The sequence below is a fragment of the Geothrix sp. SG200 genome (assembly GCF_022808935.1).
Lineage (GTDB): Bacteria > Acidobacteriota > Holophagae > Holophagales > Holophagaceae > Geothrix > Geothrix alkalitolerans.
This window is the reverse complement of the sequence record NZ_JAKZFR010000008.1, coordinates 45,372-61,689: the sequence shown is the minus strand read 5'-3', so window position 1 is coordinate 61,689 and position 16,318 is coordinate 45,372. Positions and strand designations below refer to the sequence as shown.

The 16,318-nt window shown below is 69.8% G+C and carries 15 protein-coding genes and 1 tRNA gene; 12 read left to right on the top strand and 4 right to left on the bottom strand.

What is annotated here, in order from left to right:
• The first annotated feature begins 103 nt into the window (after positions 1 to 103).
• Entirely contained in the window at positions 104 to 1,207 is a 1,104-nt protein-coding gene (locus ML539_RS14685; RefSeq protein WP_243325098.1) for a right-handed parallel beta-helix repeat-containing protein, read from the top strand.
• A gap of 255 nt (positions 1,208 to 1,462) precedes the next feature.
• On the opposite strand, the gene ML539_RS14680 is transcribed toward ML539_RS14685, so the two are convergent.
• Complete coding sequence (locus ML539_RS14680; protein ID WP_243325097.1) at positions 1,463 to 2,695, bottom strand: CHRD domain-containing protein; 1,233 nt, start codon at positions 2,693 to 2,695, stop codon at positions 1,463 to 1,465.
• 212 nt (positions 2,696 to 2,907) lie between these two features.
• Here ML539_RS14680 and ML539_RS14675 point away from each other — a divergent pair, with 212 nt between their 5' ends.
• The 5 genes from ML539_RS14675 (at position 2,908) to ML539_RS14655 (ending at position 8,316) form a co-directional block, all read left to right on the top strand.
• A complete protein-coding gene (locus ML539_RS14675) occupies positions 2,908 to 4,422 on the top strand; it encodes an EAL domain-containing protein (protein WP_243325096.1) in 1,515 nt (504 codons plus the stop codon).
• A gap of 208 nt (positions 4,423 to 4,630) precedes the next feature.
• Positions 4,631 to 5,911, top strand: coding sequence for a uracil permease (gene uraA / locus ML539_RS14670; protein WP_243325095.1), 1,281 nt, complete (start codon positions 4,631 to 4,633; stop codon positions 5,909 to 5,911).
• 28 nt (positions 5,912 to 5,939) lie between these two features.
• Positions 5,940 to 7,358: an NCS2 family permease gene (locus ML539_RS14665; protein ID WP_243325094.1), complete on the top strand. Its 1,419-nt coding sequence runs from the start codon at positions 5,940 to 5,942 to the stop codon at positions 7,356 to 7,358.
• A gap of 26 nt (positions 7,359 to 7,384) precedes the next feature.
• A complete protein-coding gene (locus tag ML539_RS14660; protein WP_243325093.1) occupies positions 7,385 to 8,218 on the top strand; it encodes a hypothetical protein in 834 nt (277 codons plus the stop codon).
• Positions 8,219 to 8,239: 21 nt separating this feature from the next.
• Positions 8,240 to 8,316, top strand: a tRNA-Arg gene (locus ML539_RS14655).
• 164 nt (positions 8,317 to 8,480) lie between these two features.
• On the opposite strand, the gene ML539_RS14650 is transcribed toward ML539_RS14655, so the two are convergent.
• On the bottom strand, positions 8,481 to 8,915 hold the full coding sequence (locus ML539_RS14650; RefSeq protein ID WP_243325092.1) for a hemerythrin family protein: 435 nt from the start codon (positions 8,913 to 8,915) through the stop codon (positions 8,481 to 8,483).
• Positions 8,916 to 9,020: 105 nt separating this feature from the next.
• On the opposite strand from ML539_RS14650, the gene ML539_RS14645 reads away from it, so the two are divergent.
• The 6 genes from ML539_RS14645 to ML539_RS14620 all read left to right on the top strand — a co-directional run bounded on the left by ML539_RS14645 (position 9,021) and on the right by ML539_RS14620 (position 14,592).
• Positions 9,021 to 9,545: a hypothetical protein gene (locus tag ML539_RS14645; protein ID WP_243325091.1), complete on the top strand. Its 525-nt coding sequence runs from the start codon at positions 9,021 to 9,023 to the stop codon at positions 9,543 to 9,545.
• A complete protein-coding gene (locus tag ML539_RS14640; protein WP_243325089.1) occupies positions 9,542 to 10,888 on the top strand; it encodes a GAF domain-containing protein in 1,347 nt (448 codons plus the stop codon). The genes ML539_RS14645 and ML539_RS14640 overlap by 4 nt, the downstream gene beginning before the upstream one ends.
• Before the next feature lie 142 nt (positions 10,889 to 11,030).
• Positions 11,031 to 11,588: a hypothetical protein gene (locus ML539_RS14635; RefSeq protein ID WP_243325088.1), complete on the top strand. Its 558-nt coding sequence runs from the start codon at positions 11,031 to 11,033 to the stop codon at positions 11,586 to 11,588.
• A 13-nt stretch (positions 11,589 to 11,601) separates the two neighbouring features.
• On the top strand, positions 11,602 to 12,582 hold the full coding sequence (locus tag ML539_RS14630; RefSeq protein ID WP_243325087.1) for a c-type cytochrome domain-containing protein: 981 nt from the start codon (positions 11,602 to 11,604) through the stop codon (positions 12,580 to 12,582).
• 31 nt (positions 12,583 to 12,613) lie between these two features.
• Positions 12,614 to 13,588, top strand: a complete 975-nt coding sequence (locus ML539_RS14625) for a thiamine pyrophosphate-dependent dehydrogenase E1 component subunit alpha (RefSeq protein ID WP_243325086.1) — start codon at positions 12,614 to 12,616, stop codon at positions 13,586 to 13,588.
• A 20-nt stretch (positions 13,589 to 13,608) separates the two neighbouring features.
• Positions 13,609 to 14,592: a pyruvate dehydrogenase complex E1 component subunit beta gene (locus tag ML539_RS14620; RefSeq protein WP_347710772.1), complete on the top strand. Its 984-nt coding sequence runs from the start codon at positions 13,609 to 13,611 to the stop codon at positions 14,590 to 14,592.
• Positions 14,593 to 14,595: 3 nt separating this feature from the next.
• On the opposite strand, the gene ML539_RS14615 is transcribed toward ML539_RS14620, so the two are convergent.
• Both ML539_RS14615 and ML539_RS14610 read right to left on the bottom strand, forming a co-directional pair.
• On the bottom strand, positions 14,596 to 15,330 hold the full coding sequence (locus tag ML539_RS14615; protein ID WP_243325081.1) for a HemK family protein methyltransferase: 735 nt from the start codon (positions 15,328 to 15,330) through the stop codon (positions 14,596 to 14,598).
• Between the two features lie 52 nt (positions 15,331 to 15,382).
• Positions 15,383 to 16,312 carry a hypothetical protein gene (locus ML539_RS14610; RefSeq protein ID WP_243325078.1) on the bottom strand — a complete coding sequence of 310 codons (930 nt, stop codon included), beginning with the start codon at positions 16,310 to 16,312 and terminating at the stop codon, positions 15,383 to 15,385.
• Positions 16,313 to 16,318 lie beyond the last annotated feature (6 nt).

Genomic DNA, 16,318 nt, shown 5'->3' with positions numbered 1-16,318 from the left:
CATGCCGCCCCTCCCCCTTCCTCCCCCAGACCCCGGGATCCGACGGCGCCGCCTAGCCGGATCCCCTCCCCGAGAAGCCGACCTGCCAGCAAGGTGGAAGGGGATGTTCGGGGGCCTGGCGGTCGGCGGGGGACTCCTCCTGTGCACCTGCCACGGAGGTGGATCCGGCGCGGCGGGAGGGGTCGAGCCCCCGGCGGCGAACTGCGCCCCCACACCCACCTCCTCCCGGGTCGTGAACGTGAAGGATGCGCCCTACGGCGCCAAGGGCGACGGGACCACGGATGACACGGCCGCCCTGCAGAAGGCCATCGATGCCGTCGGCGGCACCGGGGGTACGGTCTCGGTCCCGGCGGGAACCTACCGCGTGAATGCCCTCACCTCCCTGCTCCTGCGGAGCGGCATGACCCTCTCCCTCGACAGCGGCGCCGTCCTGGCGGCCATCCCGAACGGCGCGGACAACTACACCATCCTGCGGGTGTCCGGGGTCTCGAACGTGAACATCCTGGGCGGCACCCTCCTGGGCGAGCGCAGCGCCCACACGGGCACCACCGGCGAGCAGGGCATGGGACTCCGGATCACGGGCGGCGCCCAGCACATCGCCGTGGTGGGGGTCACCGCGAGGGAATGCTGGGGCGACGGGTTCACGGTGACCGATGCCAGCGACGTGACCCTCTGCCGCGTCACCGCGGACCACAATCGCCGCCAGGGGCTCTCCATCACCGGGGGGAGCGGCATCGTCGTCCGGGATTCCCGCTTCGCCAACACCGGAGGCACCCTTCCCGAGGACGGCCTCGACATCGAGCCGAACAGCGGCCAGACGGTCAGCAACGTGCTGATCACGGGTTGCGTCTTCACGAACAACGCGGGCGACGGCATCGAGGTGGGGGTCCCCATCGCCTATTCCGGCCTGGCCTTCATCTACAACGTGGTGATCGACGGCAACACCATGAGCGGCAATGGCGAGAACAGCCTCAGCTCGGGCGCCCGCAGCGGCCTCGAGGTCTCCAACACCGGCGGCCATGCCGTGAAGAACAACACCGTCCAGAGCAACGTGGGGTACGGCATCTACCTGAGGAACGGCGTCGCGGGCACCACCGTCACCCGCAACACCGTGACCAGCAACGGTCGGAACGGCATTCTCGAGTACCTGTCCTCGGGCAACAGCATCACGGACAACACCCTCTCCGGCAACGGGGTGCCCCCATGATCCGCCCCGACCCTAGCCAGGCCCCAGGAGGGCGGTGGGACCTTCGTCCGGTTCGGTGAGCCGCGGGAACGGCAGGACCCCGATCCCGCCCCTGATGGACCCGATCGCTGCGAGCTGCAGCTCGGCTACCAGGTGGACCCGCGCAACCTCGGCATCCACGTCCATCCCTGGGTCGGCCCCCTGGTGGGCGGCTGATCCGTCCAAGCGAAAAAGGCCCGGCGTCCCTCTGCGACGCCGGGCCCCACCGGAGGGCGCTCAGTACCCTCCGCCTCCGGTGCCTCCTCCGGTCCCTCCGCCGGAGGAACCGCCCAGCTGGCCCCGGATCTCGCCGCTGGGATAGGCGGTACTGTGGACGTTCACGTAGAGGTTCCCCGTCCGCCAGCTGGTGAACTGGCTGCTGGTGAGGCGGGTCCCCGCCGGCACGGTCCAGATGCCGCCGCCCGCGTCCGCCAGGGGCACGATGATGGGCCCGGCGGTCCCCGCCGGTGCCTCGTGGATGTGGGCCCCGGTCCCCGTGATCCCGGTCGTGGCCACGCCGCCGATCAGCTCCAGGGTGGCGGGGTTGAGGCTGAAGGCCCCGGTGCCCGTGGCGGTCGAGGCGTTGGCCGGGGTTTCGCTGGCGCCGGAGAGGGTGGCCGTTTGCGTCACGGGGGCGGCCACGTTCAGCTGACCGCGGATCTCGCCGCTGGGGAAGGCCGCCGAATGGACGTTCACGTAGAGGTTGCCCGCCTGCCAGCTGGCCACCTGGGCGCTGGTGAGGGTGGCCCCCGCCGGCACGGTCCAGACGCCGCCGCCCGCGTCCGTCAGGGGAATGAGGATGGGCCCCGCGGTGCCGGCGGCCGCCTCGTGGATGTGGGCGCCGGTCCCGGTGATCCCTGAGGTGGTCACGGTGCCCTGGATGGCCCCAGTCGTCGCGTTCACGGCCAGGGAGGCGAAGCCCGTGGCGGTGCTGGTGTTGGTGGGAGTCTCCTGGCCGCCCGTGAGGACGGCGAAGCTCACCTGGAGTTCGATCTGGCCGCGGATCTCCCCGGCGGCGAAGGCCGCGCTATGGACGTTCACGTAGTAGCCGTTGGTCTGGAGCTTGGCGTACTGCGCGTCCGTCAGCACCGTGTTGGCGGGGACGGTCCAGACGCCGGCAGCCCCGCCGCTGAGCGGGATGATGATGGGGCCCGCCACGCCGGGGGCGCCCTCGTGGATGTGGGCGGCCACCCCGGCGATCCCCGAGGTGGTCACGGTGCCCGTAAGGACCTTGGTGGTGGGGTTCACGGAGAAGGCGGCCGCACCCGTGGCCGTGGAGGCGTTGGCGGGCACCTCGTCGGCCCCGGACAGCGCGGCGTACCGGACATAGGGCGGCGGGGGCGGTGGCATCGCCGCAGCGCCACCCCCACCGCCCCCGCCCCCGCCGCAGGCCGCGGCCAGGAGGAGCAGGGCGGAAAGGGCCAGGAGGGTGAAAGGCCGGGACCGGCCTTCCGGGTCGGGGGTTCGCATGGGCAACTCCTCCGCGGGGTCTCCCGCGGACCCCACCATGGGCCGCCCGCGACCGGGGGGTCAGATCCGGTTCGAGGAAAGCGACCCCTCCGGAGGTGCCGGGCCGGCACATCTTTCCTTGATCGCATCGACGCTTTTTTCCTCGGAAAAGTCTTTCTCCATGGCGCCATCCGAACGGGTGCCTTAGGATTTGAATGCCATCCGGAGTGCATTTGCCGAACGAGCGTTCCCACGGTCTGGATCTCAAGGGCTTCATGCTCAAGATCGACCGTCTCGATGCGATCGGCCGCCTCCGGAACGCCGAACGGCGCATCCAGGCCCTGGAGCAGCGGGTGTCTGAGCTGAGTCTGCTGGACGGGGTCACAGGCCTGCCCAACCATCGGCACTTCGCGGACCGGCTGTCCCAGGCCCTGCTGGTGGCCCAGCGGCACGGGCACATCGTCGCCGTCCTCCTCCTGGACGTGGACCGCTTCAAGCGCGTGAACGACCTGCTGGGACACCCGGGGGGCGATGAGGTGCTGCGGCTCCTCGGCCAGCGCCTCCAGGAAGCCCTGCGCCAGGGCGACACGCTCGCCTGCATGGGTGGCGACCGGTTCCTGGTCCTGCTCCAGGAGATCAAGGATGTGGTGGCCGCGGCCCGGGTGGGCCAGAAGCTCCTGGAGGCCCTCCAGGTGCCCTTCCGCGCGGGATCCCGGGAGATCGACCTCACCGCCAGCATCGGCGTCTGCGTCTTCCCCAACGACGGCATGGACGCCCACATCCTGGAGGCCCACGCGGAATCCGCCCTGGTCCGCGCCAAGGAGCGCGGCGGCAACCGCATCGAGTGCTTCACCAGCACGCTCAACGAGGTCTCCCTCGAGCGGCAGGAGCTGGAGAGCTGCCTGCGGAGCGCCCTGCAGAACGGCGAGCTGCAGATGTACTACCAGCCCCAGTTCTTCATGGACGGCCGCCTCGCGGGCGCCGAGGCGCTGATGCGCTGGAACCACCCGCTGCTGGGCGCCGTGCCCCCCGTGAAGTTCATCCCCCTGGCCGAGGAGAGCCGCCTCATCCTGCCCATCGGCGAGTGGGCGCTCCGCGAGGCCTGCGGCCAGATGGCCCGCTGGCAGGCCATCAGCCCCTCTCCGCTGATCCTCGCCGTGAACGTCTCCGTCCTCCAGTTCGCCAACGGAGATTGGGATGCCTGCGTGGCCCGGGCGCTGGCGGATACGGGCCTCGAACCGGGCTGCCTCGAGCTGGAACTCACCGAGAGCCTCGTCATGCGGCAGGGCCACGAGGACCTGGCGCCGCTCCACCGGCTGCGGGAGATCGGCACGCGGATCGCCATCGATGATTTCGGCACGGGCTACAGCTCCCTGGGCTACCTCCAGCGCCTGCCCATCACCACCCTGAAGCTGGACCAGTCCTTCATCGCGGCTCTGCAATCCGAGGATCCGGCCCTCTCCTCCGACGCCATCGTGCGCGCGGTGATCCAGCTCGCCCACAGCCTCAACCTCACGGTGGTGGCCGAGGGCGTGGAGACCGAGGTCCAGCGCGACGCGCTGGAGCTGCTCGGCTGCGACTGCCTCCAGGGCTTCCTGCTGGGGCGGCCCCAGCCGGCGGACGCCTTCGAGGCCATGCTGGAGTTCATGTCCACGAAGCAGTTCCTGAGGAAGGCCGCCGGGCGGCCCCGGGAGGAAGCAAAGGTTCCCCAGGGGGCCCCGACCGGCCGCGGACGGGGCTCCCGCTAGGGCCGCCCTGCTCCCGTCTCCGCGGGCCACCGCACGGGGCCCATCGCGCACGGCGCCTGGAAAAAACATAATGTGACGGCTGCAAACGCCCTGGCAGGGGACAATCGACCGGTCCTTGTGCCTCCGGACCGAAGGGACCCTCCCCGGGCCCCGGAGCCAGGCGCCACCCCGCGGTGCCTTCACAAGGTCCACACCCGCCGAGGCCCCCATGCAGCGCCGCACCATCGACGTCGACGAACGCCTGCCCCTGCTGCAGACCGCGCCCCTGAGCCTCCAGCACCTGTTCGCCATGTTCGGCGCCACGGTGCTGGTGCCCTTCCTCTTCAAGGTGAACCCGGCCACCTGCCTGCTGATGAACGGCGTGGGCACGCTGATCTACCTGGTCGTGGCCAAGGGCCGCATCCCCGCCTACCTGGGCTCGAGCTTCGCGTTCCTCTCGCCGGTCTTCGCCGTGCTGGCGGCGGGCCTCAGCTACTCGGCCGCCCAGGGCGGCTTCATCGTCTTCGGCCTCATCTTCATGCTGCTCTCGCAGGTCGTGCGCGTGGCGGGCACCCGGTGGATCGACATCATCTTCCCCCCGGCCGCCATGGGCGCCATCGTGGCCATCATCGGCCTGGAGCTGGCCCCCGTGGCCACCAACATGGCCGGGCTCACGGCCGGCCCCGCGGTGCTGGGCATGCCGCTGCGCCTGGCCCTGGTGGTCTCGCTGTCCACCCTGGCGGTGACCATCCTGGCCTCCATCCTCCTGCGTGGGTTCCTGGCGGTGATCCCCGTGCTGCTGGGCGTCATCGCGGGCTACCTGATCTCGCTGGGGCTCGGTGTGGTGGACCTCCAGTCCGTGCGCCTGGCGCCCTGGTTCCAGGTGCCCACGCTCTACGCGCCCACCTACAACCTCCAGGCCATCCTCATCATCCTGCCCGCCGCGCTGGTGGTGCTGGCGGAGCACGTGGGGCACCTGGTGGTGACGGGGAACATCGTGGGCAAGGACCTGATGAAGGATCCTGGCCTGCACCGCTCCCTCCTGGGGGACGGCATTTCGAACGTGCTGTCGGGCCTCGTGGGGGCCACGCCCAACACCACCTACGGCGAGAACATCGGCGTCATGGCCATCACCAAGGTCTACAGCGTGTGGGTCATCGGCGGCACGGCCGTGATCGCCATCCTGGTCTCCTTCTCTGGCAAGCTGGCGGCCCTCATCCGGAGCATCCCCGTGCCCGTCATGGGCGGCGTCTGCACCCTTCTCTTCGGCGTCATCGCCGCCGCGGGCATCCGCATGCTCATCGAGAAGCAGGTGGACTACACCCAGTCCCGCAACCTGATCCTCACCTCGGTGGTGCTCATCAGCGGCATCAGCGGCGCGGCCGTGAAGCTGGGCACCGTGGAGCTCAAGGGCATGGCCCTCGGGACGGTGGTGGCCATCATCCTCAGCCTGCTCTTCTGGGGCCTCGACCACCTCGGCCTCAGCAACGACACCGAAACGCAATCCTGATCCCTCCACCCCTTTCGAGGAGTACCGCATGGAACGGTTTTTTGGCCTGAAGGCCAAGGGCACCACGGTGGCCACTGAGGTGCTCGCGGGCACCACCACCTTCATCTCGATGGCCTACGTGATCTCGCTGATCCCCAACGCCTTCCTCAAGGTGGCGGGCATCGCGCCGGCGCAGGGCTTCACGGCCTTCGTGATCTGCGCCATCCTCTCGACGCTCATCGGCGCCTTCTACGCGAACCTGCCCATCGCCTTCGCCTCGGGCATCGGCCTCTCGGCCTTCTTCGCCTTCACGGTCTGCGCGCCGGCCAACCAGGGCGGCATGGGCTACACCATCCAGGTGGCCCTCACGGCCCTGCTGCTGGAGGGCCTGGTCTTCATCGCCCTCAGCGCCATGAAGGTCCGCGAGGCGTTCATGGACGCCATCCCCTTCTCACTGAAGAAGGGGATCTCCGTGGGCATCGGCCTCTTCATCGCCATCATCGGCTTCGTGGATTCCGGCGTCACCCAGGTGGGCCTGAAGTTCGAGCCCGACACGATCTTCCCGGTGCTGAAGAACGATCCCTCGGCCCTCTTCGGCCTGCACGACGTGAACAACCTCTTCATCGCGAAGTTCTGGGACCACGGCCACCTCACCCCGGCCTTCTGGTCCGTGGTGGGTCTCTTCCTCATCGCCGTGCTGGTAGCCAAGCGCGTGAAGGGCGCCATCCTCCTGGGCATCCTCGCCATCACCCTGGCGGGCCTCCTGCCCGTATCCTTCGGCGGCGGCTTCACCCACCTGCCCAAGGGCACCCTCTTCCAGATCCCCAGCTGGCCGAAGATGTTCCAGTACGACTGGAGCTGGACCAAGTCCCTGGGCGGCATGATCAACATCTTCATCATCCTGTTCACCCTGCTCTTCGTGGACATGTTCGACACCATCGGCACCCTCATGGGCATCGGCGCCCAGGGCAAGCTGCTGGACAAGGAGGGCAAGTTCCCGGGCGCGTCCAAGGCCTTCATGGCCGACGCCGTGGGCACCACCTTCGCCTCCATGTTCGGCACCACGGCCATTACGGCCTACATCGAGAGCGCGTCGGGCGTGGCCGAGGGCGGCAAGACGGGCCTCACGGCCCTGGTGGTGGCGGGCTGGCTGGCGCTCGCCCTCTTCCTCTCGCCCCTCTTCCTCATGGTGCCGCTCCAGGCCACGGCCCCGGCGCTCATGATGATCGGCTTCTTCATGCTGTCGGAGATCAAGGAGATCCGCTTCGACGATGTCACCGACGCCATCCCCGCCTACCTGGCCGTGGTGGTCATGCCCTTCACCTTCTCCATCGTCAACGGCATCGCCCTCGGCATGATCGCCTACACCGTGCTGAAGGCCGCCACCGGGCGCTTCAAGGAGATCAACCCGATCATCCTCGTGCTCTCGGTCATCTTCCTCCTCAAGCTCCTCTTCCTGTCCGCCTAGGACCCCAGCCCCACCCCGGAGACTCCATGACCAAGCTCGCCCTCGCCCTCCTCGTGGCGGCCGCCCTGCCTCTCGGCGCCGCCGACTGGAGCGACACCTTCATCGGCTACCGCACCGGCACCCAGTTCCGCGAGCCCGGCATCGACGGCACCGTGAAGAAGAACATCCTCCAGCTGGGCCACGTCAGCGGCTGGGCCTACGGCACGAACTTCTTCAACGTGGACATGCTCATGTCCGACCGGAACGACCCCACCGCCAGCGGGAACAGCGGGGCCAACGAGGTCTACGCCCTCTACCGCGGCTCCCTGAGCCTGGGCAAGCTTACCAAGACCGACCTTAGCTTCGGCCCCGTGCGCGACATCTCCCTCACCGCCGGCTTTGACTTCAATGCCAAGGACAACGCCTTCGCCTCCAAGAAGCGCTTCCTCGTCGCCGGGGCCACCTTCAACTTCAAGGTGACGGACGGCTTCTTCGACCTGGGCCTCCTGGCCTGCCACGAGCAGAACTACAACGGCATCGTGGGCCGGTCCGTGGACTTCAAGACCACGTACTACGTCACCGCCGCCTGGGGCATCCCCTTCCAGATGGGCCAGGTGGGCGCCGAATTCAAGGGCTACGCCAACTACGAGGGCGCCAAGGGCAAGGACGGCTTCGGCGTGGAGACCAAGCCCGAGACCCTGGCGAACCTCTCCCTCCTCTTCGACATCAGCCCCCTCTTCGGCACCAAGAAGAAGGTCTACGTGGGCCCCGGCTTCGAGTACTGGAACAACAAGTTCGGCGGCCCGAACAACGACGGCCCCGCCCCCGCCACCAACAAGCGCGTCACCGCGCCCATGGCCCAGCTGCAGATCCACTTCTGAGACCCGCTAGACTATCCCAGCGCGCCTATAGCTCAGGTGGATAGAGCAGCGGCCTTCTAAGCCGCAGGTCGCTGGTTCGAGTCCAGCTAGGCGCACCAGCGCCTAGCTGGACTCGGACCAGCGAGAAACATCGGCGGCCCGGTAGGCCATAGGCGAAGGGCCGACTTGATGTCGGCCTGAAGCCGTCATGGCCGGGGCCAGCCGATGGCAGTTCGAGTCCAGCGTGAAGTGGGTCGGCGCCCGCCTGTGGGCCCAGCTGGGCTCAAACCGTCTGCAGCGCCTTCAGGTATCCCGCCATGGCCCGATCCGCTTGGCTGATGTGCTGCTCGAGCCAGGCTCCCAGCTCGGCCAGCGCCTCCCGGCCGACGGGCTGGCCCTTCATCCGCCGGTACTGGAGGTCGCGCACCCGGAGGACCACCTCCTGGTGCTGGTTCGCGTGGGCGACGCGTTCAGGGAACCCCGCCTCCTTCATGAGGCTCTCCTCCGTCTGGCAGTGCTTGATGAGGTGCCGGGCCAGGGTGGCCAGGGGCTCGTCCGGGAGGTCGCCCGGCGATCCGGCCCCGAGGGCGACAGCCAGTCGGGCCAGGTCCTGCAAGAGCTCCCGGTGCTGCTGGTCGATGGCCTCCAGCTCGGTTTCGAGCTGCGGGCGCCAGCGCGCAATGGGGGGCGCGGTCCGGGTGGCAGGGGCGGGGTGCACGGGCAAAGAATACCAGAGCATCGGGAAGCTCCGTGCCAGGGTGCGAATCCAGCCTCGGCTGGTCGGCCCCACCGGCCGAAGGAGATTGGATAAAATCATCCGCCCATGCCGACCGCTCCCTCCCTCCTCCTCGATCCGGAGCTGACTCGCTTCCTCACGGGAGGCCTCTCCATCAATGCGGGTTCGGCGAGTGCCGCGGGCGTCCCCAGTCTCTGCCGCGCCTTCGGCTGCCGTGTGGCCCCCGACGCAGGCCGCCTCAAGCTGTTCTTCGCCGCGCCCCAGGCCGTGGACCTCGTCCGGGACGCAACGCGGAGCGGGGCCCTGGCCGTGGTCTTCAGCGAGCCCCCCACGCACCGCACCATCCAGATCAAAGGAGAGGACGCCCGCCTCGAGGCGCTTACCGACGGAGACCTCGCCTGCGTCACGGCGTACCGGGCGGCCTTCGCCCAATGCCTGGTCTTCCTCGGTTTCACCGAAGGCATGGTCCGGACCCTGCTCGACTGCCCCGACGAGGCGCTGGTGGGCCTGAGCTTCACGCCCTCGGCGCTCTTCAACTCGACGCCGGGGGCTCAGGCCGGGACGCCGCTGACCTCGGCCCCGCCCCCGCCTCGGGCTCCGGGGGGCCCATGATCCCCGTCCGCGCCCTCCGCGACTGCCTGGATGGCGTCATCCCCGGCGTGGTCTCCACCTGCGCCGCGGACGGCACCCCCAATGTGGCCTACATGTCCCAGGGCCAGTACCTGGACGATGGGCACCTGGCCCTCTCCTACCAGTTCTTCAACCGCACCCACCAGAACCTGCTCGCGAATCCGCGGGTCACCCTGGGCCTCATCCACCCCAAGACCGCCCAGCAGTACCGGCTCCACCTCGTCTACGAGCGCACGGAGACCCGGGGTCCCGTCTTCGAGTCCATGAAGGCCAAGCTTGCGGGCATCGCGTCCCACACTGGGATGAGCGGCGTGTTCCGGCTGCTGGGCTCCGACATCTACCGCATCGAGCGGGTGGAGGTGGTGCCGGGAAGCACGCTGCCCGCCCCGTCCCCCCTGGTGGATCCGCTTCTGGCCCTGCGCACCTGCATGGCGCGGCTGCCCACCAGCCCCGATGCGGAGTCCCTCCTGGATGCGCTGCTGGACGGACTCCAGACCCACTTCGCCATCGAGCACGCCCTGGTGATGATGCTGGATCCCCGCCGGGACCGGCTCTACACCGTGGCCAGCCGCGGGTACGCCACTTCGGGCGTGGGCTCGGAGATCCATGTGGGCGAGGGCGTCATCGGCGTGGCCGCCCGGGAGCGCACGCCCATCCGCATCTCGCATGTCACCTCCGAGTACGCCTACGGCCTGGCCATGCGCGAGGGGGCCGAGCGGCAGGGCATGGGCGACCTGCTGGAGACCGAGATCCCCTTCCCGGGCCTGGTCTCGCCCGGCAGCCAGCTGGCCGTGCCCATCCCCGGGGCCCACGAACCCCTGGGCGTGCTCTTCGTGGAGAGCCCCACGGAGATGCGCTTCACCCATGCGGAGGAGGACGCCCTGGTGGCCCTGGCCACGCAAGTGGGCGGCCTCTTCCGGCTCTTCCTGGCGGAGCTGGAGCTGGGCGACGAGGCCCAGCCCGGCGTCGCCCGGGAGCCCCGACCCCAGGGGCCGCCCCTTCGGGTGCGGCACTACGCCGCCAATGACAGCGTCTTCCTGGGCGACGACTACCTCATCAAGGGCGTGGCGGGCAACATCCTCTGGACCCTCCTCCAGGACCACCAGGCCCTGGGCCGCACCCACTTCAGCAACCGGGAGCTGCGGGCCGACCCCCGGGTGCGCCTGCCGGACCAGAGCGACAACCTGGAGGCCCGGCTGGTGCTCCTGCACCGCCGCCTGGCGGAGCGGGAGGCCTGTGTGCGGCTGGAGAAGACGGGCCGCGGACGCTTCCGGCTGCTGGTGGCCCGGCCCCTGGAGCTGGAGGACATGGACACCGGCGCCTGACCCAGACCTGCCTTTCTTAAAACCTTCTTAAAGCCTTGCTAATTCTTTCTTAAAGGTGGAAAAAACATATAAACCTTCGTTCGAAAGTGCGATAAACACCTCATCGGGATTCGACCCGACCCCTTCCCTGTTGAGGTGATCCATGACCCTGTTTCGCGCTCTCCCCTATGCCCTTCTGGGCCTAGCCCTGGCTCAGGCCGGCACACCCTCCCAGACCAAGCAGATCCAGCATGGGGGCTACCTGGTCACCATCGCGGGCTGCCACGACTGCCACACGCCCCTGAAGATGGGCCCCAAGGGCCCCGAGCCGGACATGACGCGCATGCTCTCCGGCCACCCCGAGGGCCTGAAGATGCCCCCGGCCCCGAAGCTGACCGAGGCCCCCTGGGGCTGGGCGGGCTCCCTAACCATGACGGCCTTCAGCGGCCCCTGGGGCGTGAGCTACGCCGCCAACCTGACGCCGGACAAGGAGACGGGCCTGGGCAGCTGGACCGAGGCCCAGTTCCTCCGGATGGTGCGCTCGGCCCGCCACCTGGGCCAGGGCCGCGCCATCCTGCCCCCCATGCCCATCCAGAACCTCCAGAAGGTCAACGAGGCTGACCTGAAGGCGATCTTCGCCTACCTGCAGTCCATCCCGGCCGTGAAGAACAAGGTGCCCGCGCCCGAAGCGCCCGCGCCCACGCCCATCCCCATGCACTGAACCGGAGCCCGCCATGCGCGCCCTCCTCGCCGCCCTCGTGGGCCTCGGCTTGACGCCGGGGCTCGCGAAGCCGCCCGCCCCGCCCCGCCTGCTCTCCCAGACCGGCCTCTACGCCGCGCCGGGCGTGGTGGCGGCCCGGAACCTGGCCTACGCGCCCCAGTACCCGCTGTGGACGGACGGTGCGGCCAAGGCCCGGTGGATCCACCTGCCGGCGGCCATCGACGGCCGCGACGAGGCGGGCTGGGTGTTTCCCGTGGGCACCAAGGCCTGGAAGGAATTCTCCTTCGGGGGACGGAAGGTGGAGACGCGCCTGCTCTGGAAGACCGGGCCCGCCACCTGGGTCTTCGCCAGCTACGCCTGGAACGAGGCCCAGACCGACGCCATCCTCGTGCCCGAGGGCGGCCTGCCGGATGCCGCCGAGGTGGCCCCGGGCCTGCGCCACGCCATCCCCTCCCGCTCGGACTGCCGCGACTGCCACGGCCAGGAGCAGGTGGAGGTCCTTGGCTTCACGGCCCTCCAGCTCTCGCCGGACCGCGATCCCGGCGCCCTCCACGCCGAGCCCCTCCGGCCCGGCCTGATCACCCTGAAGGACCTGGTGGCCCGGGGTCTGCTCCGGGGCGCCCGGCCGGACCTCCTGGCCCGCCCGCCCCGCATCGCGGGCGATCCCCCCACGCGGTCGGCCCTGGGCTACCTCCAGGCCAACTGCGCCACCTGCCACCGGGCGGACCGGCCCATCCCGGGCCTGGAGCTGGATCTGCGCCCCGCCCACGCCCTCCGCACGACGGCCGGCACTGGCAGCTTCCCCGTGCCCGGCCAGCCCGAGAGCCGCATCCTCAGCCCCGGCCACCCGGAGCGCAGCGCCCTTCTGCACCGCATGGGCAGCCGGGATCCCATCGCCCAGATGCCGCCCCTCGGCACCGTGCGCGTGGACCAGGCCGCCGTGGACCACCTCCACCGCTGGATCGCCGACGCCCCCTTCGCCTCGTCCCACTGACCCCCAGAACCCCTTTCCGACGCGAGGTCCCATGACCCCTTCCACACCTGTACCTCTTCCTGCGCCCAACCGCCTGGACCTGCTCGCGGCCATGCTGCGCATCCGGGCCTACGAAGAGAAGATCGTGGCCTTCCACGCCGCGGGCCCCTTCCCCAATGTCTGCACCTCTGTGGGCCAGGAGGCCGCCGCCGTGGGCGTGGTCTCCGCCCTGCGCGCCGAGGACCAGATCCTCACCAACCACCGCAGCGCGGGCCACCTGCTGGCCCGCGGGGCTGAACCCGGCCGCATGCTGGCCGAGGTCATGGGCCGCAGCACCGGCTACTGCCAGGGCCGTAGCGGCACCTTGCACATCTCCGTGAAGGAGCTGGGCGTGGTGCTCACCTCCACCATCGTGGGCGGCGAGCTGTCCCTGGCCCCGGGCGTCGCCCTGTCGCGGGCCATGCTCGGCGGCGAAGGCATCGTCGTCTGCTTCTTTGGCGACGGGGCCGCCTGCGAGGGCATCTTCCACGAGTCGCTGAACCTGGCCTCGGTCTGGAACCTGCCCGTGCTGTATGTCTGCGAGAACAACCAGTGGCAGGCCTTCGTCCACCGCAAGGAGACCATGGTGGGCGACCACGTGGCCCCGTGGGCCGCCCCCTACGGCATCGACAGCCTCACCGTGGACGGCAACGACGTGGAGGCCGTGCGCAAGGCCGCCCTGCACGCCGCCGCCCAGGTGCGCGAGACGCGCCGGCCCTTCCTGCTGGAGGCCTGGACCTACCGTCAGCGCGGCCACATGGAGCCCCACGACCAGTCCTACGTGGATCCCGCGGAGCTCGAGGCCTGGATGGCCAAGGATCCCATCGCCCGCCTGGAGGCCCGCCTGCTGGAGGCCGGCGAGCTCACAACGGACGGCCTGGAGGCCCTCCATGCCCAGGCCCGCCAGGCCATCGAGGAGGCCGCCGCCTTCGCCGCCGCCTCCCCCTATCCCGATCCCGCCGACCTCGCCACCGGCGTCTACGCCTGAGGAGCCGACCCATGACCCAGATGATTCAGATGACCTTCCACGACGCCGTCGAAGCCGCCCTCCACGAGGAGATGGCCCGCGACTCCCGCGTGCTCATGTTCGGCGAGGGCACCGCCACCAAGCGCAAGGGCCTGCTCAAGGCCTTCGGGCCCCAGCGCGTGCGCAACACGCCCCTGGCCGAGGGCATCATCGCCGGCACCGCCGCCGGGGCCGCCGCCACGGGCCTGCGCCCGGTGGTGGACCTGCTCTTCGCGCCCTTCCTCTGCTTCGCCATGGACGAGCTGGTGAACAGCGCGGGCAAGCTGCGCTACATGTCCGGCGGCCAGTTCTCCTTCCCCATGGTGGCGCTGGCCATGACCGGCGGGGGCTGGAGCGTGGGCGCCCAGCACAACCACAACCTGGAGGCCTGGTTCGTCCACGCTCCAGGCCTCCAGGTGGTGATGCCCGCCACGCCCGCGGACGCCAAGGGCCTCATGAAGGCCGCCATCCGCGACGAGAACCCCGTGCTCTTCTTCATGGACATCGGCCTGGCCTTCGCGCCGGGCGAAGTGCCGGAGGCCGACGAGGTCGTCCCCCTCGGGAAGGCCGCCATCCGCCGCGAGGGCTCGGACGTCACCCTCATCTCCTACGCCAAGACCGTCCACACCTGCCTGGCCGCCGCCGAGGCCCTGGCGGCCGAGGGTGTCTCCGCCGAGGTGGTGGACCTGCGCACCCTCAAGCCCCTGGACGAGGCCACCATCCTCGCCTCGGTGCGGAAGACGGGCCGCGCCGTCCTCGTCCACGAGGCCAGCCGTCTCTGCGGTGTGGGTGCCGAGGTGGCGGCTCTGATCGCCGAGCAGGCCTTCGAGGCCCTCAAGGCTCCCATCGTCCGCCTCACGGGCCCGGACGCCCCGGCCCCCTCCAGCTACCCCCTGGAGCAGGCCTTCGCGCCGCAGGCCGACGCCATCGCCGCGGCGGCCCGGCAGCTGGTGGCACGAACCTTGGAGGCGGCGCCCATCTGGTGAGGGCTACAGCCCGAGGACGGCCACCCGCGGATGGTCCTGGGCATCCGCGACGAACCGGATGGTGGAGTGGCGATGGTTTCGCTCCGCCAGCGCCTGCACCATCTTGGCCTGTCCCAACCCGAACTCGAACAGGAGGTGCCCCCCTGGTTTCAGGAAGGCCGGCGCCTCCTGCAGGAGCCGCGTGAAGATCGTGATCCCGTACGGGCCGCCGTCGAAGGCCGCCCTCGGTTCATGCTCAAGGAGGCCGGCCAGGGTGGCCTCCAGCACATGGGAAGGAATGTAGGGCGGGTTCATCACCACCAGGTCCATGGTGCCTTCCAGGCCTTCGCCCGCGAGGGCCGCGAAGAGATCCCCCTGGGCGACCATGACCCGATCTTCCAGGCCGAGTCGAGCCACGTTCGCCCGAGTCAGGCGGACACAGGCGTCCGATATGTCCGCGGCCCACGCCCTCACGGAGGGCACCCCCAGCGCCGCAATGCAGGCCAGATTCCCCGCCCCGCACCCCATGTCGATCATCCGCAGCTCCCGCTCCGGTGCCTCGGCCGACCGAGCGCGGAGGAGGGCCAGGACTTCCCGTCCCAGGATCTCCGTCTCCTCTCGCGGGACCAGGACATCCTCGCCCACCAGCAGGTCGACTCCCAGAAAGCGGTGATGGCCGGCCGCAAGCAGGGCGGCGGGGGTCTGGTCCCCTGCGGGGTTCGCGGAGCTGGCGCTTTCACCCGTCTTGTCGTCTTTCATCGCTTCCTCCCTGGCCATGCCAGAAGCTTTGTGTCGTCGCGGGTGGCGGGCCTCAGCCTCCGGTCAGGCTGGACTGGTCTCCCCGCCCCTCGAGGACGTCCACGATGCGCCGCCCCAGGAGCGGAGCGGCCTTCACGGCGAAGGTCCGGGAGGGATGGGCATTGGTGGGCCCGTCGGCATGGGCCGGCTTCAGGTACAAGCCTCCCTCGGTCTCCAGGTCGCGGAAGTCCCACACGAAGATGTTGTCGCCCTTCTCGTCCCAGGTCTCCTTCACCCAGGTGGCGAACTGCCGGGCGCGCTCGGCCTCTTCCGGGGTGGTGGAGGCCTCCGTCAGCGCCGGCCCCGTCCACACGATGAAGGTCGTGCGGGGGAACTGGTGCATGCGGGTCTTGAGGGCCTCGTACTGCAGGCGGTAGTTGGCGAGGGTCTTCTTCGGAGAAGCCACGTTGGGGGCTCCGTCCTCGGGCAGGACCCGGCTGATGGGGAAGCAGTGCTTGAAGACGATGACGTCGTGGGACGCGACGAGGTCGTCCAGGTTCGGCTCCTGCCGGTCCCTCGCGGCCCCGGCGTGGGCCACCCAAAGGTTCCAGTAGTCGTAGGGGTTGTTCTCCCAGGGATAGCGGTCGTGCACCAGGAGCCGGAACACCCGGGTGGGGAGCATCCGGTCCAGCCGGGTGTGCCCGCCGTTGGCCATCGGATACGTCATCTTGGTGATGGCGTAACGGGTGCCGTGGGTCGCGTTCCAGGTCTGGAAGAACTGGGGCAGACCCGCATCCCAGATGGCCTCGCCGGTGCTGTGGTGCAGGAAGAGGATCCTTGAGGCAGGTTCGTGCGGCACGGCGCGCTCCTTGGGTTGGGCGGCTCCGGAGGTCCCCGCCCCGGGGGAGCAGGTCAGGAGGAGGGCCGCCACCACGGGAAGGAAGCTCCTCCTGATCCACACCAGGATGGGTTGCGGGGGCGGGAGTCCGGGCATCGCGGTCATGGGGAG